Source organism: Spirillospora sp. CA-294931, assembly GCF_050946795.1.
Classification (GTDB): domain Bacteria; phylum Actinomycetota; class Actinomycetes; order Streptosporangiales; family Streptosporangiaceae; genus Spirillospora.
The window spans coordinates 4,808,805-4,828,419 of record NZ_CP192006.1 but is presented as its reverse complement, the minus strand read 5'-3'; the positions used below and the strand labels follow the sequence as shown (position 1 = coordinate 4,828,419).

Sequence of the window (19,615 nt, the reverse complement as noted above, 5' to 3'; positions counted from 1 at the left end):
ACGCGATCCGTGCGCTCGCGGCGCGGGTGGACGACTGGGCGGCGCCCACCCCCTGCACCCTCTGGACGGCCGGCGACCTGGCGGGGCACCTGCGGTGCGTGGCCGAGAGCTACCTCGAATACCTCCAGGACTCGCCCGACAGCCGCCTGGCCAAGCTTTTCGCCCAGGAGGCCGCGACGGCCGTCCTGATCCGCCAGCAGGCCCGCCAGAACGCCACCGAGCTGGCCGTCCTGCCCGCCGAGTCCGGTCCCGAGCGCGTCATGGCGTTCACCGTCTCGGCCGGTGCCTACCGCGACCTCACGCCCGACATGTGGGACCGGACGCACTTCGTCTACAAGGGCACCAAGTACACGGTGGGTGACCACGCCGGGGCCGCGTGCGTCGAATGGCACCTGCACGCCTGGGACCTGGCCCGCGCCATCGGCGCCGACCACCGGCCCGTCGACCCCGAGCTGCTGGTGTCGGCGTGGCACTGGGGCGTCCCGCATCTGCCCCTGGCCTCGGGGGACGCCTGGGAGGCCGTGCTGCGCTCGTCCGGGCGGTCTCCTCACTGGCCGGGGTCCTGACCAGCGGATCTTTCACACACGATTGTTACTTGTGTGCGGAGGATGTAGCACTCCGGGCACACGAGGCGACGCCTCCTGTAACTCAGCGTTCCTACCTTCTCGGTTGTTCGCAACGACACCGGGAGGACCGGCATGACCACGATGACCGACGAGCCTGCTGCGGCGGCCGCGTCCCGGGGCCGTCACTGGATCGACCACTGGGAGCCCGACGACGAGCAGTTCTGGGCGAAGACCGGCAAGAAGGTCGCCGCCAAGAACCTGGTCTTCTCGATCCTGACCGAGCACCTGGGATTCTCGGTCTGGCTGCTGTGGAGCATCGCGGTGCTCAACCTGCCCACCGTCGGGATCAAGCTCTCGGTGAGCGAGGCGCTCTGGCTGACCACCACGCCCAACCTGGTGGGCGCCGCCATGCGCATCCCGTACACCTTCGCCCCGGCCCTGTTCGGCGGCCGGAACTTCACGGTGGTCAGCGCCCTGCTGCTGCTGATCCCGTGCGGCCTGTTCGTCTACGCGATCGAGAACCCGGACGTCCCGTTCTGGGTCCTGCTGCTCATCGCCGCCACCACCGGTCTGGGCGGCGGCAACTTCGCGTCCTCGATGGCGAACATCACCCACTTCTACCCGACGTCCAAGCAGGGCCTTCCGCTCGGCCTGAACGCCGCCGGGGGCAACCTCGGCACCAGCGTCACCCAGCTGGCCATGCCGCCGCTGATCGTCGCCTTCGGGCTGGTCGCCGTCGGCTGGGTCTGGATGCCCTTCATCCTCCTGGCGGCCCTCTGCGCCTACCTGTTCATGAACAACCTCACCAAGGCCACCTCGGCCTACACGGTGAAGGAGATGGCCGCCAGCACCCGCAACCCGCAGACGATCATCATGTCGATCCTCTATATCGGCACGTTCGGCTCGTTCATCGGCTACGCGTTCAGCTTCGGCGTCCTCATCAAGACCCAGTTCCCCGACATCAAGGGGGCCGACTTCATCTGGCTGGGCGCCTTCGCGGGCTCCTTCGCCCGCCCCCTCGGCGGCTGGCTCGCCGACCGCTTCGGCGGCGCCCGCGTCACCATGATCGACTTCTTTCTGATGGGCCTGGGCGTCGCCGGAGTCGCCTGGGCGGTCGAGGCCAAGAGCTGGCCCCTGTTCCTGACGGCCTTCCTGTTCGTCTTCATCACCACGGGAATCGGCAACGGCTCGACCTACAAGATGATCCCGGCCATCTTTAAAACCAAATCGCTGGAGGGCGTGGACGCCACCGACGACAAGGCCGTGGCCACGGCGCTCATCACCGCTCGCCGCAACGCCGCCGCCGCGATCGGCATCATCTCCGCCGTCGGAGCCGCGGGCGGCGTCCTGATCCAGCAGACCTTCCGCATCTCCATCGAAGAGAGCGGCGGCATCACCCCCGCCCTGCTCACCCTGGCCGCCTTCTACGGCATCTGCGTCGCCCTCACCTGGGCCTGCTACCTGCGCAAGGTCAAGGTCGGCCAGACCAAGATGAGCCTCGCCGAAGCCGGAGTCTGACCCCTCCCACCCCCAAGGGCCGGTCGCCGCACGGCGACCGGCCCTCATCTCCGTTCGCAGATGTCGATGATGAGGGTGCAGATGTCGAGGGGGAGGGCGTAGAGGAGCACGGCGCGGTTGTGGTGGGACGCGTCGATGACGGCGGCGGTGTTGCCGATGGTGCGGCGCAGGGTGGGGCCCTGGGACGCGAGGCCCGAGGCGAGGGTGTGCAGCAGGGTGGTCACGTCGTCCGGGTCGATGGCCCGGACGAGCCGGTGTGCCGGGTCGGCCAGATCGGCGAGTTCCTCGGTGCCCGCCGTCCGCCGGACCGTGCCGCCGTCGCGCAGGTGGGGGCCGTCGCCGTCGTGGAGGTCCAGGGCGAGGTCCTTGGGGCCGAACAGCGAGAGCGGCTCGATCCGCGCGGTCGCGGTCGCGGGGACGCGCACGGCGTCGTCGATCCGGAACCGCACGCTCGCCCGGCCGGCGCGGTCGAGGTCGACCCGCTCGACGGTGCCCACCGGGACGCCGCGGACCTTCACCGCCGACCGGCCCGGGTCGAGCCCCTGGCCCGCGCGTTCGAAGGTCGCGTGGAGCCGGGTCGACCCGCCGGACGGCGGCACCACGGCGACCGCGGCGCCGGCGGCGGCGATGAGCAGGACGGCGCATCCGACGAGCCCGAACCGGGCACGCGAACGCTCCGAGAGTTGCTGATCCATCGGGGCTCGCCCGCTTCCTGAGCACGGTTACGGGGGGAATCGCAGGAGGCGCGGCCAGTGTGACCAGAAGCGAGCCGGGGCGCTGGACGTCCAAGTGAGTCAGTCGCGGCCCGCGGTGCTCCGCACAGACGAAAACCGGTTGAGGCGCCAGGCGGATCATGATTGTCTAGGGGGCGTTGCGGGTGCCCGGTGCGTAGGCAACGGATACTTCGGTTCTGCGGGACGTGGGTTCAAATCCCACTGTCGCCTTAGGGGCGATGTAGCTCAGGTTGGTAGAGCAGCAGACTTCCGTCGCCGCCCTTGATCTCGGGCACCCCGCAAGAACTCTCCGGGTCAGCGCAGCTGTGCCAGGCCGAAGGCGATGACCGCCAGCCCCGCGAGCATGAGAACCGGGGAGAGGTAGACCTTGAACTTCAGCACCCCGGCGCGCTCGGCGCTGCGGCGCGGGTTCTCGGGGTCGTAGAGGATCGGGACGCGCTTGCCCACCTTGGGGCCCCGTCCCGCATAGGCCGAACTCGTCGCCTGGACGACCTCGCCCCGTTCGGTGGTGAACTGGAACACGCCCGAGCGGCCCACGATGCCCGGGTCGACGGCACCGGGCGTCCGGGATCCGACGATCACGCCGATGGTGCGGCGCATCCGGCGGCGCATCCGGGCCCAGGCGAGCAGCTCGTTGAGGCCGCCCCAGACGATCGCCAGGCCGACGGCGGCGACGACGAGCGCTTTGACGAGGTCCATCGTGGCGGGGTCTCCGGGGCCGGGTGCGCGGTCGCCCTAGAGCTTCGCGCCAACCGATGCGAAACGCAAGGCCGGAGGTCAGGCCGGTTTGATACCGAGGATGGCCGACTTCCCGGAGACCGCCAGCACGCTGATGACGATCTTGTTGATGCTGATCTTGGCGCCGGGATGGCCGGTCGCCCTGGCCATGCCGGGGGAGTACTCCGTCGCGCCCTGGACGAAGGACTGGCAGTCGTCGTCGCCGTCGCACGCGAGGGAGAAGCTCCCGCCGGTGATGAGCATGTCCAGGGAGACGCCCTTGTCCTTGACGGCGGTCACCCGCACTTGTTCGACGCCGAACTTCGGCTTCACCGGGATCCGCGCGCCCTTCTTCACCTCGATCTCGCAGGTGCCGTCGGTGCAGGCGCGGAGCCTGGTGCCGTCGGCGGCGGCGGTCGGCACCGGGGACGCCGAGGTCGGCGGCGGAGCCGAGGACGAGGGCGCGGCGGAGGTCCGGGAAGCCGTGGGCTTGGACGTCGCCTTGGAGCCGTCCGACCCGCATCCCGCCAGGCTCAGGACGGTGACGGCGGCGAGAAGGGCTCCGGAGGCGCGCGTGGCGGGGTGCGTCATGACACGAACCCTAGGCGCGGGTGTCGGGGAGGGGTCCCCGGGGCGTTTTGCCGGGGTATTGCCTGGGGGTCGATAGGGCGGGGGAAAGGGTGGGTAGACAGTGATCGCGAGCGTCGGGGAACGGAAGGAAGCCAATCATGGCGATGTGCGAGGTTTGCGGCAACGATTACGAGCTGTCGTTCGAGGTGCACGCGCAGGGGGAGGTGCACACGTTCGACTCGTTCGAGTGCGCGATCTCGCGGATGGCGCCCATCTGCGAGCACTGCGAATGCAAGATCATGGGCCACGGGATCGAGGTGGACCGGCACTGGTACTGCTGCGCCCACTGCGCGCGCCAGGCCGACCCCGCCCGGGGCCGCGAGGCCCGCGACAGCGTGCTCGCCTAGGCGAGCGGGCGCGACCGGGATCGGGTGAACCCGGGCTCGCGGCCGTCTTCGAGATAGACGGCGCGGCCTTCGGCGAGCCCGCGCAGGCTGGGGGGCATGCGCCGGGCGATGTGCGGCGGCGCGAAGCGGGGGATCTCGTCGGCGGGCACCAGGACGTGGTCCGACAGCTCGTCGGCGGGCAGCGTGATGGCCTCGATCTCGGCGGCGGTGAGGGCGCCGGCGAAGACGAACACGTTGACCGAGTCGATGCCGTTGTCGCGCGGCGGGCCCCAGTCGACGCAGACCAGGCCGTCCAGGCGGGGGACGAGGCCGAGTTCCTCCTCGCATTCGCGCACGCAGGCGGCCAGGGGCGACTCGCCCGCCTCGATGACGCCGCCGGGCAGGAACCAGCCCTCCTTGTAGGTGGGCTTGACCAGCAGCACGCGCCCGTCGTCGTCGAGCAGGAGCGCCGCGGCGGCGCCGCGCGTGCGGGGCAGCGAGGCGTAGTAATCAAGGTCGGGCATGTTCCGAGATTAAGCGTCGCGGATCGCCCTCTGCCCCGGGTTCGGGGGACCGGTGGCCGCATCCGCCCCCGGGGTCCCGGGGGTCGCCGCCGATCCGTTCCGGTAACCGGGGTGAAGGCGACGAATGGTCCCTGACAACGTCCGACAACGCTTGACACGTGATCGTCAGACCGTGCCGGGTGTGATCTCCGTCGCACTTGCCTGACCTTGAGAAATTCACCCGGGTGAGCGGCTTTTAACACCCGGGTCACACGCGGGACCCAGGGGCGAAACGGCGCCCGAACAGTCTCGGGGCATGACCGAGACCTCGACGCACTGTCCCTACTGCGCGCTGCAGTGCGGGATGACGCTGGCGGGCGGCGGCCCCCTGCTGCGCGTGACGCCTCGGGACGACGTGCCCGCCAACCGGGGCGGCCTGTGCCAGAAGGGCTGGACGTCCGCCGAGATGCTGGTCGTCCCCGACCGGCTGACCACGCCGCTGATGCGGGCCGCCAAGGGGGCGCCGCTCGAACCGTGCACCTGGGACGAGGCGCTCGACCGCGTCGCCGCCGAGACCGCCGCGATCCAGGAGGCGCACGGACGGGACGCCGTCGCGGTCTTCGGCGGCGGCGGCCTCACCAACGAGAAGGCCTACCAGCTCGGCAAGTTCGCCCGCGTCGCGCTGCGGACCTCGCAGATCGACTACAACGGCCGGTTCTGCATGTCGTCGGCGGCGGCCGCGTCCGGCCGGGCCTTCGGCATGGACCGCGGCCTGCCCGGACCGATCACCGACCTCGGCCGGGCGGACGCCATCATGGTCGTCGGCGGGAACGTGGCCGAGACCATGCCCCCGTTCATGCGGCACCTCACCGAGGCCCAGGACGGCGGCGGCGCGCTGATCGTGATCGACCCCCGCCGCACCGCGACCGCCCGCCAGGCCGACCTGCACCTCCAGCCCACCCCCGGCACCGACCTGGCACTGGCCAACGGCCTGCTGCACCTGGCGCTGGCCGAGGGCCTGGCCGACGAGGAGTACATCGCCAAGCGCACCGGGGGGTTCGAGGCCGTCCGGACGGTGGTCAACGGCTACTGGCCCGACCGGGTCGAGCGGATCACCGGCGTGCCCGTCCCGCACATGCGCGAGGCGGTGCGGCTGCTGGCCCGGGGACGGCGCTCGTTCATCCTCACCGCGCGGGGCACCGAGCAGCACGCGCGCGGCACCGACATGGTGACCGCGTTCATCAACCTGGCGCTGGCCCTGGGCCTGCCGGGCCGGGAGGGCGCCGGGTACGGCTGCCTGACCGGGCAGGGCAACGGCCAGGGCGGGCGCGAGCACGGCCAGAAGGCCGACCAGCTCCCCGGCTACCGCAAGATCGACGACCCGGCCGCCCGCGCCCACGTCGCGGGCGTCTGGGGCGTGGAGCCCGGCTCGCTGCCCGGCCCGGGACGCTCGGCCTACGAACTGCTCTCGGCGCTCGGGACGCCGGACGGCCCCAAGGCGATGCTGCTCTTCGGCTCCAACCCGGTGGTCTCGGCCCCGCGCGCATCGGCCGTGCAGGAGCGCATCACCGCGCTGGACTTCCTGGCCGTCGCCGACTTCGTGCCCTCGGAGACGGCGGTGCTGGCCGACGTCGTGCTGCCGTCCGCGCAGTGGGCCGAGGAGTCGGGCACGATGACCAACCTGGAGGGACGGGTGCTGCGCCGCCGCCGCGCCGTCGCGCCGCCGGACGGCGTCCGCACCGACCTGCAGATCATCGCCGCGCTGGCCGGGCGCCTGGCCGCGCCCGGCAAGTGGAGCGAGGAGCCCGCCGAGGTCTTCGACGAGCTGCGGGCCGCCAGCGCGGGCGGCCTGGCCGACTACCAGGGCATCACCTACGAGCGGATCGAGGACGAGGGCGGCGTGTTCTGGCCGTGCCCGTCCACCGGGCACCCCGGCACGCCCCGCCCGTTCCTCGACCGCTTCGCCACCCCCGACGGGCGCGCCCGCTTCACCCCGGTTGAGCACAGCGGGCCCGCCGAGGACGTCGACGCCGACTACCCCGTCTATCTCACCACCGGCCGCGTCCTGGCCCAGTACCAGAGCGGCGCGCAGACCCGGCGGGTCGGCGCGCTGGTGGAGGCCGCGCCGGAGCCGTTCGTCGAGCTCCACCCCGACCTGGCCGGACGGCTGGGCATCGAGGCCGGCATGGACGTGCGCGTGTCCAGCCGCCGCGGCACCGCGACCGTCCGGGCCCGGCTCACCGACGCCATCAGGCACGACACGGTCTTCATCCCCTTCCACTGGGCGGGCCGGGGCCGGGCCAACCTGCTCACCAACCCGGCTCTTGACCCCATGTCGCGGATGCCGGAGTTCAAGGTCTGCGCCGTCCGGCTCGAAGCCGCCCCCGAGGAGACGCCATGAACGACATCGTGATCATTGGGAACGGCATGGCCGGTTCCCGGCTGGTGACCGAGATCCGCGCCCGCGACCGGGAGGTGCCGCTGACGGTCTTCGGCGCCGAGACCCAGCAGCCCTACAACCGGGTGCTGCTGTCGAACGTGCTGGCCGGGATCGCGCGTCCCGACCAGATCGGGCTGGTCGACCCCGCCTGGTACGGGCGCAACGACGTGGACGCCAGGCTCGGCGTCCAGGTCGAGCGGATCGACCGCGACGCCGGGGTCGTGCACGCCTCCGACGGGACGGCCACGCCCTACGGCACCCTGGTGATCGCCACCGGCAGCACCTCGTTCGTGCCGCCGTTCCCGGGTACCGAGGACGGGCTGCCGGAAGGCGCGGTGGCGTTCCGCACCCTGGACGACTGCCACGCGATCCTGGACGCGGCCGAGGGCGCCGGGCGGGCGGTGGTCGTCGGCGGCGGCCTGCTGGGCATCGAGGCCGCGCGGGGCCTGGCCGGGCGCGGCCTGGAGGTGACGGTCGTCCACCTGGCGGGCCACCTGATGGAGCGTCAGCTCGACCCCGGGGCGGGCAGGGTCCTGGCGCGGACCCTCGGCCGCCTGGGCATCCGCGCCCATCTGGACGCCAACGTGTCCGGCCTGCGCACCGAGGCCGGACGGGTGACCGGCGTGGAGCTGGCCACGGGCGAGTCGCTCCCGGCCGACCTGGTCGTGATGGCGTGCGGCGTCCGTCCCGAGACCGGCCTGGCCCGCGACGCGGGCCTCAAGGTCGAGCGCGGCATCGTGATCGACGGGACGCTGCGCTCGGTGACCGACCCGTCGGTGCGGGCCATCGGCGAGTGCTCCCAGCACGACGACACCGTGTACGGGCTGGTCGCGCCGTGCTGGGAGCAGGCGACCGTCCTGGCCGACCTGCTCACCGGGGCCGACGCCGGTGCGCGCTTCACGGGGGCGCGGCAGATCACGCGGCTCAAGGCGGCCAGCGTCGACCTGGTGGCGATGGGGGAGACGCATTTCGGCGACGACGACCCCGACGTCGAGGTGATGCATTTCGCCGACGCCAGCCGGGGCACCTACAAGAAGGTCGCCATCCGGCGCGACCGGGTCGTGGGCGCGATCCTGCTCGGCGAGACCAGCACCGCCGGCACGCTGACGCAGCTGTACGACCGGGAGGCGCCGCTGCCCTCGGACCGGCTGAGCCTGTTCTTCCCCGGCGTGGGCGGCGCGCAGGCCGCCGATTCGCCGGTGCGGATGCCCGACGCGGCGACGGTCTGCCAGTGCAACAACGTTTCCAAGGGGCAGATCCGGGCCTGCTGGGAGAAGGGCGCTCGCACGGTCGGGGAGGTGGCCGAGGGAACCCGCGCGAGCACCGGCTGCGGAGGATGCCGCGACGCCGTCGAGGGCATCGTGGCCTGGCTCGACGAGCAGGACTCGGTCTCGGCGCAGCGCTCGGCCTGAAAACGCGAAAGGAAGGCCCCGTCGCACTCGCGGCGGGGTTTCGCCTTTCCCGGGCCGCACCGACGTGTGACCACGATTCGATTTCGGAGTGAGCGCCTTTTAACACGCCGGTGACAAAGGGGACGCAACCGCGAAACGGCCCCTGCTGAGGATCGGGGCCATGGACGACGGAGGGGATGGACGCATGAGGGTGGTCGTCGTCGGGCACGGACCGACCGGGCACCGGCTGGTGGAGGCGCTGCGCGAGCGCGACACCGCCGGGGCCTGGCGCGTCACGGTGATCGGTGAGGAGACCAGGACGGCCTACGACCGGGTCGCGCTGACCTCCTACCTGACCGAGGACGCCGACCTGGCCTACCCGGACCACGACGAGGCGGTGGAGCTGGTCACCGGCGACCCCGTGGTGGCCGTCGACCGGGCCGCGCGCACCGTGACCACCGGCTCGGGCCGGGAGATCGGCTACGACGCGCTGGTGCTGGCCACGGGCTCGGCGCCGTTCGTGCCTCCGGTCGAGGGCAAGGACCTCCCGGGAGTCTTCGTCTACCGCACCATCGACGACCTGGAGGCGCTCCGCGCCCACTGCGCCGACCTTACAACGTCAAGGCCGGCGGCCGGCGGCGTCGTGGTGGGCGGCGGGCTGCTCGGCCTGGAGGCCGCCCGCGCACTCCAGGGCCTCGGAGTCGACACCCACGTCGTCGAGGTCGCGCCGTGGCTGATGCCGCGCCAGCTCGACGAGGGCGGCGGGGCGATGCTGCGCCGCCACATCGAGGCCCTGGGCATGAACGTCCACGCCGGGACGCCGATGGCGGGCCTGGCGGCGGGGGAGGACGGGACGGTCGGCCGCGTCGAGCTGTCCGACGGCACCGCGATCGACGCCGGGGTCGTGGTCTTCTCCGCGGGCATCAGGCCGCGCGACGAGCTGGCCCGCCTGTGCGGGCTGCCGGTCGGCGAGCGCGGCGGCATCGTGGTCGACGGCGCCTGCCGCACCGCCGACCCGGCCGTGTACGCGGTGGGGGAGTGCGCGCTGGTCGACGGCCAGGTGTTCGGCCTGGTCGCGCCCTGTTTCAGCATGGCCGAGGTGGTGGCCGACCAGCTGCTGGCGGCCGCGTCCGGAACCGAGAGCCCGGCCCGGTTCGAGGGCGCCGACCTGTCGACCAAGCTCAAGCTGATGGGCGTGGACGTCGCCAGCTTCGGCGACCCGTTCGCCGGGCCCGACCAGGGCGCGCTGGACGTCACCTACACCGACCCGGTCGCCGGGGTCTACAAGCGGCTGATCGTCAGCGACGACGCGCGGACGCTGCTCGGCGGCGTCCTGGTCGGCGACGCCTCGGCCTACCCGACGCTGCGCGCGTTCATCGGCGCCGAGCTGCCCGGCTCGCCCGAGCAGGCCCTGTTCGGCGGGACGGAGGCGGCCGGGGGAGACCTGCCGGGCGCCACCACGATCTGCAGCTGCAACAACGTCAGCGCCGACCACATCCGCTGCTCGATCCGCGACGAGGGCCTGACCGCGCTGGAGGAGGTCAAGGGCTGCACCCGGGCGGGCAGCACGTGCGGGTCGTGCGTCCCGCTGGTGAAGAAGATCCTGGACGCCGAGCTGACCGCCGCCGGGATCGAGGTCAGCAAGGCGCTGTGCGAGCACTTCGAGCACAGCCGCGCCGAGCTCTTCGACATCGTCCGGGTCACCGGGATCACCACCTTCACCCGTCTCATCGACGAGCACGGGCGCGGACGCGGCTGCGACATCTGCAAGCCGGTGGTGGCCTCCATCCTGGCCAGCCTGGGCAACGGGCCGATCCTGGAGGGCGAGCAGGCCGCGCTGCAGGACACCAACGACCATTTCCTGGCCAACATGCAGAAGAACGGCACCTACTCGGTGGTGCCGCGCATCCCCGGCGGGGAGATCACGCCCGACAAGCTGATCGTGATCGGCGAGGTCGCCCGCGACTTCGGCCTCTACACCAAGATCACCGGCGGTCAGCGGATCGACCTGTTCGGCGCCCGCGTCGAGCAGCTGCCCCAGATCTGGAAGCGGCTGGTGGACGCCGGGTTCGAGTCGGGCCACGCCTACGGCAAGGCGCTGCGGACGGTGAAGTCGTGCGTCGGGTCGACCTGGTGCCGCTACGGCGTCCAGGACTCGGTCGGCATGGCGATCGCGCTGGAGCTGCGCTACCGGGGGCTGCGCGCCCCGCACAAGCTGAAGTCGGCGGTGTCGGGCTGCGCCCGCGAGTGCGCCGAGGCGCAGAGCAAGGACTTCGGGATCATCGCCACGGAGAAGGGCTGGAACCTGTACGTGGCGGGCAACGGCGGGATGCGTCCCCGCCACGCCGACCTGTTCGTCACCGACGTGGACGACGCGACGCTGGTCCGCTACATCGACCGGTTCCTGATGTTCTACATCCGCACCGCCGACCGGCTGCAGCGGACGGCGAGCTGGCTGGAGGGCCTGGAGGGCGGTCTCGACTACCTCCGCGAGGTGATCGTGGAGGACAGCCTGGGCATCTGCGCCGAGCTGGACGCGGCGATGGAGCGCCATGTCGGCTCCTACGCCGACGAGTGGCGCGACGCCATCGAGGACCCCGACAAGCTCAGCCGGTTCGTCTCGTTCGTCAACGCACCCGGCACCCCCGATCCCAGCATCGTCTTCGAGTCCGAGCGCGAGCAGATCAAGCCGGTCCTGGTGGCCGGTCCCAGCCTGGAGGTGGCGACCCGATGACCCTGACGTCCGATGCGACGGCCCCCGCGGGAACGGTGCGGTGGTTCGACATCTGCGCCTACGGCGACCTGATCCCCGAGAGAGGCGCCTGCGCGATGGTCGACGGCGTCCAGGTGGCGGTGTTCCGCACCTTCGACGGCGAGCTGTTCGCGGTCGGCAACCACGACCCGTTCAGCAACGCCTACGTGATCTCGCGCGGCATCCTGGGGTGCCGCGACGGCGTCCCGACGGTGGCCTCGCCCATGTTCAAGCAGGTCTTCGACCTGCGCACCGGCACGTGCCTGTCCGAGCCGGAGGTGGCGCTGCCCACCTTCGCGATCCGCCGTGACCCGGCGGGAGACCGCGTGGAGGTGGCCCTGCCCGATGGACGGTCCTAGGAAGACCGAGAGCGAGCCGCTGGCCGGTTTCGCCGTCGGCGTGACGGCGGCGCGCCGGCACGAGGAGCTGGCCTCGCTGCTGGAGCGGCGCGGGGCCCGGGTGGTGCACGCCCCGGCGATCCGGCTGATCCCGTTGGCCGACGACGCCGACCTGCTGGCCGCCACCGAGGAGTGCCTGGCCCGTCCGCTCGACCACGCCGTGGTGACCACGGGGATCGGTTTCCGGGCCTGGTTGGAGGCGGCCGACGGGTGGGGGCTGCGCGACGCCCTGATCGAGCGGCTGGGCGTGGCCGACCTGCTGGCCCGGGGCCCCAAGGCGCGCGGCGCGATCCGCTCGGCCGGGCTCCAGGAGCGCTGGTCGCCGGAGTCCGAGAGCTGTGCCGAGGTGCTCGGCCATCTGCTGGAGAAGGACCTGACCGGGGCGCGGGTCGCCGTCCAGCTCTACGGCGACCAGCTGACCGAGTTCACCGAGGCGCTGCGGGAGGCGGGCGCCGAGGTGGTGGAGATCCCGGTGTACCGGTGGTCGCGGACCGAGGACCCGACCCCGCTGCGGCGGCTGGTCGGCCAGGCCGTCGCGGGCACGGTCGACGCGATCACCTTCACCAGCTCCCCGGCGGTGGCGGCCACGCTGGCCGTCGCGGCCGAGGACGGGCTGGAGGAGCCGCTGCTGGACGCGCTGCGCACGCACGTGGTGGCGGCCTGCGTGGGGCCGGTGACGGCGCAGCTGCTGACCGAGCGCGACGTGCCGACCGTCCAGCCGGAGCGGGCGCGGATCGGCGCGCTGGTGCGCGCGCTGGTCTCCGACCTGCCGGTGCGGCGGGCGCGGCAGGTGGAGGTGCGGGGCATCTCGATGGAGCTGCGCGGCCACGCGGTGGTGCTGGACGGGCAGCTCAAGCCGATCGCGCCCGCGCCGATGGCGATCCTGCGGGCGCTGGCGCGGCGTCCCGGGCACGTGGTGTCGCGGGCCGAGCTGTGCGGCGTGCTGCCCAGCCGCCTGTTGGTGGGCGGCGTGCCGTGGCAGCGCGACGGGCGTCCGCAGGCCGACGAGCACGCGGTGGAGATGGCCGTGGCGCGGCTGCGGCGCGGGCTGGGACGCGCGGGCATCGTCGAGACCGTGGTCAAGCGCGGATACCGGCTGGCCTGCGACCCCCGGCTGATCGAACCCCTGCGAGCGGAGACCAGTGGCTGAGACCTCACCGACCCTGATCGCCGTCGCGCACGGGACCCGTGACCCGGCGGGGCCCGCGGCCGTGCGCGAGCTGCTGGAACGCGTTCGGGCGCTGCGGCCGTGGCTCCCGGTGGCCGAGGCGTACGCCGAGCTGGCCGCGCCCTCGCTGGAGGACGCGGTGCGCGCGGTCGACGGCCCGGTGGTCGCGGTGCCGCTGATGCTGGCGCGCGGCTACCACGCCCTGATCGACATCCCGGGCCGGGTCGAGCGGCTGCGCTCGGACACCACCCTCATCCCGAGCGAACCGAGTGGTGCCGGGGGGTCGTCCTCCCAGAGCGGTACCGCGGTGGCGCGTCCGCTGGGGCCGCACGCGGCGCTGGCCGCCGCGCTGGCCGACCGGCTGCTCGGCGCGGGCGCGCTGCGGCGGTCGGACGCGGTGGTGCTGGGCGCGGCGGGCTCGTCGGATCCGGCGGGCGTCGCCGACGTCCGCGCGGCGGCCCGGCTGCTGTCGCGGCGGCTGCGGCGTCCGGTCTCCCATGGCTTCGTGGCGGCCGGTGGGCCGGCCCTGGCCGAAGTCGTGGCGCGTGAGCGGGGGTGCGGGGCGTCGCGCGTGGTGGTGGCGTCCTATCTGCTGGCGCCGGGTTTCTTCCACGACCGCATGGTGGCCTCGGGCGCCGATGTGGTGAGCGCGCCGATCGGGGCGCACGACGCGGCGGCCCGGCTGGTGCTGCGCCGGTACGACGAGGCGCGGCTTCGTATGCCCGCGCCAATGCGCGTGCAGGCCTAGCGTACTGGTGAGTAAAAAAGCGCCAAAACTTCTCCAGAAGGGCTATTGGAATAAGGATCTACTTTCCTTACGGTTGGCTCGCCGTCACCCCGACGGTGCGGGGGACGACGAAAGGTCCTGGCCATGCCAACCAGTGTCCGGCGGTGCCTGAGCGTCTTGACGGCCCTGTGCGCCGCGCTCGCTCTCACGATCGTCGCCCTCCAGGGCAGCGCGCATGCGGCGCCGCCCCCGGGAGACGACCCCTTCTACAAACCGCCCTCGCCGCTCCCGGCGGGCAAGCCCGGTGACGTGATCCGGTCGCGCGACTCGCTGTTCACGCTCGACCCGGTCTTCAAGTCGCCCTACGGCGGGGTGAAGACGTGGCAGGTGCTGTACCGGTCTGAGTCGGTCAAGGGCGACCCGATCGCGGTGTCGGGCGCCGTGATCGTCCCGACCAAGCCCTGGACGGGCGCGGGCAAGCGCCCCCTGATCTCCTACGCGGTCGGCACCCGCGGCCTGGGCGACCAGTGCGCGCCGTCCTACTCCCTCTCGATCGGCCTGGACTACGAGGCCCTGTTCATCGCCAACCTGCTGAACAAGGGCTGGGCCGTCGCCGTCACCGACATGGAGGGGCTCGGCACGCCGGGTCAGCACACCTACGAGGTCGGCGGCTCCCAGGGCAAGGCCGTGCTGGACATGGCGCGGGCCGCGCAGCGCCTGCCCGACGCGGGCCTGGCCGGAGCGCCCGTGGGCGTCCGCGGCTACTCCCAGGGCGGGACGTCGGCGGGCTGGGCCGCCGAGAAGGCACCGTCCTACGCGCCCGAGCTCGACCTCAAGGGCGTGGTCGCCGGGGGCGTCCCGGCCGACCTGCGCGCCGTGGCCGCGAGCCTGGACGGCAGCCCGTTCATCGCGCTGATGTTCATGGCCGCCGTCGGCTACGACGCCGCCTACCCCGAGCTCGACCTCGCCAAGTACCTCAACGACAACGGCCGCAAGCTCCTGCAGAGCGCCCAGAACATCTGTGTGGCCTCCGTCGACGGCGTCTCGACCGTGCTGACGACCGCGTTCAAGCGCATCAAGGACTACACCACCAGCAACCCGCTGGAGACCCGGGAGTGGCAGGCCCGCCTGGACGCCAACCGCCTGGGCTCCACCGCCCCGCGCGCGCCGGTCTTCCAGCCGCACGCCGTCCACGACCAGATCATCCCGCTCAAGCAGGCCGACACCCTGCACCAGGCCTGGTGCGCCAAGGGCGCCAACGTCACCTGGAAGACCTACCCGCTGGCCGAGCACGCCCTGGGCATGGTCCAGAGCGAGCCTGACAGCGTCGCCTTCCTCGAGGCCCGCTTCGCCGGCAAGCCCGTCCAGGGCAACTGCGCCGCCTGACACCGCGCCCATCGGCGCGTTCAAGAGCTGAACCCCGGCCCGGGTAGGGGCCGGGGTTCATTCCTTTCCGCGCTAGTCGCCGCGGCGGAACTCGAGGATGGCGACGCCCATGAGGACGAAGCCCATGACCAGGACGAGCAGGATCTCCAGCCAGACGGGGACCTGCCAGCCGTTCCAGGTGACGCCCGGGTTGTAGACGCGCTCGATGGCGGGGGAGACGTCCAGATGGGCGAAGACGGCCTGGCGCAGCGGGTCGACGGCGTAGGTGAGGGGGTTGAAGCGGGTCAGGACGCTGAGCCAGGTGGGCAGGCCGTTGAGGGGGAACAGGGTGCCCGACAGGAACATCATCGGCATCAGCGCCATCTGCATGACGCCGAAGAAGGACTGCATGCTCTTGATGCGGGCGGCGAGCATGACGCCGAAGCCGGTCAGCGCGAAGGCCCCCAGGAACATCAGGCCCAGCAGCTCCAGGAGGAGCAGCGGGTCGTAGGGGATGCCCGCCAGGCCCGCCAGCGCCAGGATGACGGCGCCCTGCAGGGTGGCGACCAGGGCGCCGCCGACGCACTTGCCGATCACGATGGAGCTGCGGCTGATGGGGGCCACCAGCATCTCGCGCAGGAAGCCGAACTCGCGGTCCCAGACGATCGAGCCCGCCGAGAACATGGCGGTGAACATCACCGACATGGCGCACACGCCGGGGAAGATGAAGGTCTTCAGGTCGACGTCGCCCGCCGGTCCCGAGCCGGTGGCCATCAGGTTCGACAGGCCCGTCCCCATGACCATCAGCCACAGCACGGGCTGGACGAGGTTGGAGACCATGCGGATGCGGTCGCGCCAGAAGCGGATCAGCTCGCGATGCAGGACGATCTTCACCGCGCGCAGGTCGTGGCGGACGCTGCGCTCGGGCACCCGGACGCGGACGATCTCGTGGGCGGTCATCGGCGGCCCCTTCCGCGCATGGCCATGCGCATCCAGTCGCTGGCCGAGCCCTCGGCCTCGCGGATGGTGGAGCCGGTGAAGGACATGAAGACGTCGTCCAGGGAGGGCCGCGAGACGCTGACCGAGCGGATCGGGACGCCGAGCTCGGCGAACAGGCGCGGCACGAACGACTCGCCGGAGGCGACCGCGAAGGTCACCGCGCCCTCGGCGACGTTGGCTTCGAGGTCGAAGCGCTCCTTGAGCGCGGCGATGGCCGCGTCGTCGTCGGCGGTCTGGATCTGGACGCGGTCCTTGCCCACCCCGGCCTTGAGGGCCTCGGGGGTGTCCAGGGCGACGATGGCGCCGGAGTCCATGATGGCGATCCGGTCGCAGTACTCGGCCTCGTCCATGTAGTGGGTCGTCATGAAGATCGTGATGTTCTCGGTCTCCTTGAGCTGCCGGATGTACTCCCAGATCGACGAGCGGGTCTGGGGGTCCAGGCCGACGGTGGGCTCGTCCAGGAACAGGACCCTGGGGGAGTGGAGCAGGCCGCGGGCGATCTCCAGGCGGCGCTTCATGCCGCCGGAGTAGGTCTCGACGCGGTCGCGGCGGCGGTCCCAGAGGTTGACCATCTCCAGGACCTGGCCGATGCGGTCGGCGGTGACCGACCGGGGGACGCCGTACAGCTCGGCGTGGAAGCGCAGGTTCTGCTCGCCGCTGAGGTAGCCGTCCAGCGTGGGGTCCTGGAAGACCAGGCCGATGTTGCGGCGGACGCTGTCGCGCTCGGTCACCACGTCGTGCCCGGCGACGCGGGCGGTGCCGGACGTGGGGCGCAGCAGGGTGCAGAGCATGTTGATGGTCGTGGACTTGCCGGCGCCGTTGGGGCCGAGGAAGCCGAAGATCTCCCCGGCCTCGACGGTGAACTCGATCCCGCGGACGGCCTCCACCTCGCCGAAGCGCTTGACCAGGCCGTCGACGGCGACGGCGGGTGAACCGTCGGGCATGCGGGCCTCCTCTTGGGTTTCTCCAACGGTAGGGTTACCCTATCTCTCTCGTCAAGAGAAATTAGGTCGACCAAGGAGAGGCGCATGGACGACCGGGACTGCACCGTCATTCCGCCCGATCCGCTGCTGCGGTCGCCGGTCTACCTGGTCGCCGAGCTGGGCAAGCTGATCAGGCGCTTCTCGGCCGAGCGGCTCACCGGCGAGGACGGGGTGCGCCTTCCGCACGTGATGGTGCTGGCGTGCGTGCACGTCGAGGGGCCGATGTCGCAGCGCGAGGTCGGCGACCGCCTGCGGATGGACGCGGGCGACGTGGTCGGCGTCGTGGACGCGCTGGAGCGCCTGGGCTACGCCGAGCGGCGCCGCGACCCGCGCGACCGGCGGCGCTGGTCGGTGGCGGCCACCGGCGCGGGCGTGACGTTCCTGGCCGCGCGGCGGGAGCAGGCGATGCTGCTGTACCGGCAGATCTTCGAGCCGCTGGGCCCTGAGGAGCTGGAGGTCTTCCAGGGGCTGGTGCTGAAGGTGCTGGCCCATCATGACCCGCGTTTCGCCGACACGGTTCCCGGTCTCGGCTCCGAGGTATAGTTGGTCACACTAACGTTAGTGCGGCTAACTGGGGAGTGGGGATGGACGAGTACGAGATCACGACGCTGGTGGCGCGCCTGGGACGCTGGCTGGACGAGCCCGCCGCGAGCTGGAACGACGAGGAGCGATACGCCCGGCTGGGCGCGATCTACACCGAGGACGTCGAGCTGAGCACCCCCGCGCGGCTCGGCCCGCGGCCTCGGCGAGCTGGTCGCCTATCTGCGCGAGAACAGCTCCGACGACGAGCGCACGCAGCACCTGTCGTCCGATGTGCTGGTCGAGCGGGACGGCGACGCCGCCGCGGTGAGCGCCAACCTGGTCGTGCACTACTACCGGCCCGGTCGGGAGCCCTTCCGCGCGGCCGGGCTGCGGTGGAGGTTCGATGCGGTGCGCGGCCCGTCCGGCTGGCGGTTCGCGCGCGCCGAGGTCGCCCCGCTCTGGTTCCGTCCGGCCGCCTGAGCGGGCCGAAGGCCCGCCGGACAGGGTCCGGCGGGCCTTCGGTGGGAGGCGGAGGTGTGGTCTCGTGGGCTCAGACGGCGAAGTCGAGCAGCGGCATCGCGTTGCTGGGGTGCCGCAGCTTGGACAGCGACTCCTTCTCCAGCTGGCGGATCCGCTCGCGGGTCAGGCCGAGCGACTTGCCGATCTCGTCGAGCGTGCGGGGCGTCCCGTCGTACAGGCCGAACCGCATCGCCATGATCTTGGCCTCGCGGGGCGAGAGGATGTCGAGCGTGCGGCGCAGCTGGTCGGCCATCAGCTGGCGGTCGACCAGCTCGGCGGCCTCGGGGCTGTCGGTGTCCTCGATGAGGTCGCCGATGCGGGTCTCGCCGTCCTCGCCGATGGTGGAGTCGAGGCTGATCGGCTGGCGGCTGGTGCGCAGCAGCTCGCGGACCTGCTCGGGGCTCTTGTCCAGCTCCAGGGCCAGCTCTTCGGGGGTGGGCTCGCGGCCCAGGCGCTGGTGCATGTCGCGCTCGACCCGGCTGAGCTTGCTCAGCATCTCCAGCACGTGCACGGGCAGCCGGATGGTGCGGGCCGAGTCGGCGAAGCCGCGCTGGATGGCCTGGCGGATCCACCACATGGCGTAGGTGGAGAACTTGTAGCCCTTGGAGTAGTCGAACTTCTCCACGGCGCGGATCAGGCCGAGGTTGCCCTCCTGGACGACGTCCAGCAGCGACAGGCCGCGGTCGGAGTACTTCTTGGCGACCGAGACCACCAGGCGGAGGTTGGCCTCCAGCATGTGGGACTTGGCGCGGCGGCCGTCGGCGGCGACCCACTCCAGGTCGGCGCGGGCGCGCGGGCCGAGCTTCTCGTTCTCCAGCTTGTACTCGGCGTACAGGCCGGCCTCGATGCGCTTGGCCAGGTCGACCTCCTGCTCGGCGGTCAGCAGCTGCCGGCGGCCGATCGCCTTGAGGTAGGTGTGCACCGAGTCGCCCATGACGGTGGACTGGTCGTCCAGGTCGGCGACGGGGGCCTCGACGGCGGAGACGTCGAAGGAGCCGTCTTCGTGGGCGTCGTCCTCGGGGGCGGCGGGGGGCGGCTCGTCGGCGGCCTTCTTGGCCGTGCGCCGGGTCGCGGTGGCAGTCCGCGCGGTCTTCTTCTTGGCCGGCTTGTCCTCGCTGGTCAGGCTGATGCCCGACTCGGACAGCTCGCGCAGGATCGACCGGCCCTGGGCCGGGCTGATCCCGGCGGACTCGAACGCCTTGCGCACCTCGTCCAGCGAGAGGCGCCCTCGGGCGTGGCCACGCTTGATGAGATCTGCCAGCGCGGGGCTCGTCGGCTCCGTGGCCGGGCTCTCAACGGCGGTTCGCGGCATGGGGACGCCCCCCTCCCTTCGGTGGTGTGAGTGCGGCGCGGAGAA

19 protein-coding genes are annotated in these 19,615 nt (G+C 72.0%); 12 read left to right on the top strand and 7 right to left on the bottom strand.

Annotated features, from left to right (window positions below):
- The first annotated feature begins 26 nt into the window (after positions 1 to 26).
- Both ACQPY4_RS21795 and ACQPY4_RS21790 read left to right on the top strand, forming a co-directional pair.
- The gene (locus tag ACQPY4_RS21795) at positions 27 to 566 is read left to right on the top strand and encodes a maleylpyruvate isomerase N-terminal domain-containing protein (protein ID WP_433323396.1); all 540 of its coding nucleotides are present in this window, start codon (positions 27 to 29) and stop codon (positions 564 to 566) included.
- 132 nt (positions 567 to 698) lie between these two features.
- Positions 699 to 2,084, top strand: coding sequence for an MFS transporter (locus tag ACQPY4_RS21790; RefSeq protein WP_433323394.1), 1,386 nt, complete (start codon positions 699 to 701; stop codon positions 2,082 to 2,084).
- 44 nt (positions 2,085 to 2,128) lie between these two features.
- On the opposite strand, the gene ACQPY4_RS21785 is transcribed toward ACQPY4_RS21790, so the two are convergent.
- From ACQPY4_RS21785 to ACQPY4_RS21775, 3 genes are all read right to left on the bottom strand, one after another.
- Positions 2,129 to 2,779, bottom strand: a complete 651-nt coding sequence (locus ACQPY4_RS21785) for an MlaD family protein (RefSeq protein WP_433323392.1) — start codon at positions 2,777 to 2,779, stop codon at positions 2,129 to 2,131.
- Between the two features lie 333 nt (positions 2,780 to 3,112).
- Entirely contained in the window at positions 3,113 to 3,517 is a 405-nt protein-coding gene (locus ACQPY4_RS21780; protein ID WP_433323390.1) for a DUF3592 domain-containing protein, read from the bottom strand.
- Positions 3,518 to 3,595: 78 nt separating this feature from the next.
- Entirely contained in the window at positions 3,596 to 4,126 is a 531-nt protein-coding gene (locus ACQPY4_RS21775; protein ID WP_433323388.1) for a hypothetical protein, read from the bottom strand.
- A 137-nt stretch (positions 4,127 to 4,263) separates the two neighbouring features.
- Between ACQPY4_RS21775 and ACQPY4_RS21770 the strand changes: the two genes are divergently transcribed.
- Positions 4,264 to 4,512 carry a hypothetical protein gene (locus tag ACQPY4_RS21770; protein ID WP_433323386.1) on the top strand — a complete coding sequence of 83 codons (249 nt, stop codon included), beginning with the start codon at positions 4,264 to 4,266 and terminating at the stop codon, positions 4,510 to 4,512.
- On the opposite strand, the gene ACQPY4_RS21765 is transcribed toward ACQPY4_RS21770, so the two are convergent.
- Positions 4,509 to 5,015 (bottom strand): NUDIX domain-containing protein, encoded by a 507-nt coding sequence (locus tag ACQPY4_RS21765; protein WP_433323384.1) that lies wholly within the window; start codon positions 5,013 to 5,015, stop codon positions 4,509 to 4,511. The genes ACQPY4_RS21770 and ACQPY4_RS21765 overlap by 4 nt on opposite strands.
- Positions 5,016 to 5,310: 295 nt before the next feature.
- Between ACQPY4_RS21765 and ACQPY4_RS21760 the strand changes: the two genes are divergently transcribed.
- From ACQPY4_RS21760 to ACQPY4_RS21730, 7 genes are all read left to right on the top strand, one after another.
- Positions 5,311 to 7,395: a molybdopterin oxidoreductase family protein gene (locus ACQPY4_RS21760; protein WP_433323382.1), complete on the top strand. Its 2,085-nt coding sequence runs from the start codon at positions 5,311 to 5,313 to the stop codon at positions 7,393 to 7,395.
- Positions 7,392 to 8,846, top strand: a complete 1,455-nt coding sequence (locus ACQPY4_RS21755) for an FAD-dependent oxidoreductase (RefSeq protein ID WP_433323380.1) — start codon at positions 7,392 to 7,394, stop codon at positions 8,844 to 8,846. Before ACQPY4_RS21760 ends, ACQPY4_RS21755 begins: the two co-directional genes overlap by 4 nt.
- A gap of 184 nt (positions 8,847 to 9,030) precedes the next feature.
- Entirely contained in the window at positions 9,031 to 11,559 is a 2,529-nt protein-coding gene (gene nirB, locus ACQPY4_RS21750; RefSeq protein ID WP_433323378.1) for a nitrite reductase large subunit NirB, read from the top strand.
- Positions 11,556 to 11,936 (top strand): nitrite reductase small subunit NirD, encoded by a 381-nt coding sequence (gene nirD, locus ACQPY4_RS21745; RefSeq protein WP_433323376.1) that lies wholly within the window; start codon positions 11,556 to 11,558, stop codon positions 11,934 to 11,936. The genes nirB and nirD overlap by 4 nt, the downstream gene beginning before the upstream one ends.
- Entirely contained in the window at positions 11,923 to 13,125 is a 1,203-nt protein-coding gene (locus ACQPY4_RS21740) for a uroporphyrinogen-III synthase (RefSeq protein ID WP_433323374.1), read from the top strand. The genes nirD and ACQPY4_RS21740 overlap by 14 nt, the downstream gene beginning before the upstream one ends.
- Complete coding sequence (locus ACQPY4_RS21735; RefSeq protein WP_433323372.1) at positions 13,118 to 13,891, top strand: sirohydrochlorin chelatase; 774 nt, start codon at positions 13,118 to 13,120, stop codon at positions 13,889 to 13,891. The genes ACQPY4_RS21740 and ACQPY4_RS21735 overlap by 8 nt, the downstream gene beginning before the upstream one ends.
- A 123-nt stretch (positions 13,892 to 14,014) precedes the next feature.
- Positions 14,015 to 15,256, top strand: coding sequence for a lipase family protein (locus ACQPY4_RS21730; RefSeq protein ID WP_433323370.1), 1,242 nt, complete (start codon positions 14,015 to 14,017; stop codon positions 15,254 to 15,256).
- 72 nt (positions 15,257 to 15,328) lie between these two features.
- Here the strand turns inward: ACQPY4_RS21730 and ACQPY4_RS21725 are convergent, their stop codons facing one another.
- Entirely contained in the window at positions 15,329 to 16,195 is an 867-nt protein-coding gene (locus ACQPY4_RS21725; RefSeq protein ID WP_433323368.1) for an ABC transporter permease, read from the bottom strand.
- Positions 16,192 to 17,178: an ATP-binding cassette domain-containing protein gene (locus tag ACQPY4_RS21720; protein ID WP_433323366.1), complete on the bottom strand. Its 987-nt coding sequence runs from the start codon at positions 17,176 to 17,178 to the stop codon at positions 16,192 to 16,194. Before ACQPY4_RS21720 ends, ACQPY4_RS21725 begins: the two co-directional genes overlap by 4 nt.
- Before the next feature lie 84 nt (positions 17,179 to 17,262).
- On the opposite strand from ACQPY4_RS21720, the gene ACQPY4_RS21715 reads away from it, so the two are divergent.
- Both ACQPY4_RS21715 and ACQPY4_RS21710 read left to right on the top strand, forming a co-directional pair.
- On the top strand, positions 17,263 to 17,760 hold the full coding sequence (locus ACQPY4_RS21715) for a MarR family winged helix-turn-helix transcriptional regulator (RefSeq protein ID WP_433323364.1): 498 nt from the start codon (positions 17,263 to 17,265) through the stop codon (positions 17,758 to 17,760).
- Between the two features lie 207 nt (positions 17,761 to 17,967).
- Entirely contained in the window at positions 17,968 to 18,219 is a 252-nt protein-coding gene (locus ACQPY4_RS21710) for a nuclear transport factor 2 family protein (RefSeq protein WP_433338972.1), read from the top strand.
- Positions 18,220 to 18,289: 70 nt separating this feature from the next.
- Here ACQPY4_RS21710 and ACQPY4_RS21705 read toward each other — a convergent pair whose 3' ends face one another.
- Positions 18,290 to 19,570, bottom strand: coding sequence for an RNA polymerase sigma factor (locus tag ACQPY4_RS21705; RefSeq protein ID WP_433323362.1), 1,281 nt, complete (start codon positions 19,568 to 19,570; stop codon positions 18,290 to 18,292).
- Positions 19,571 to 19,615 lie beyond the last annotated feature (45 nt).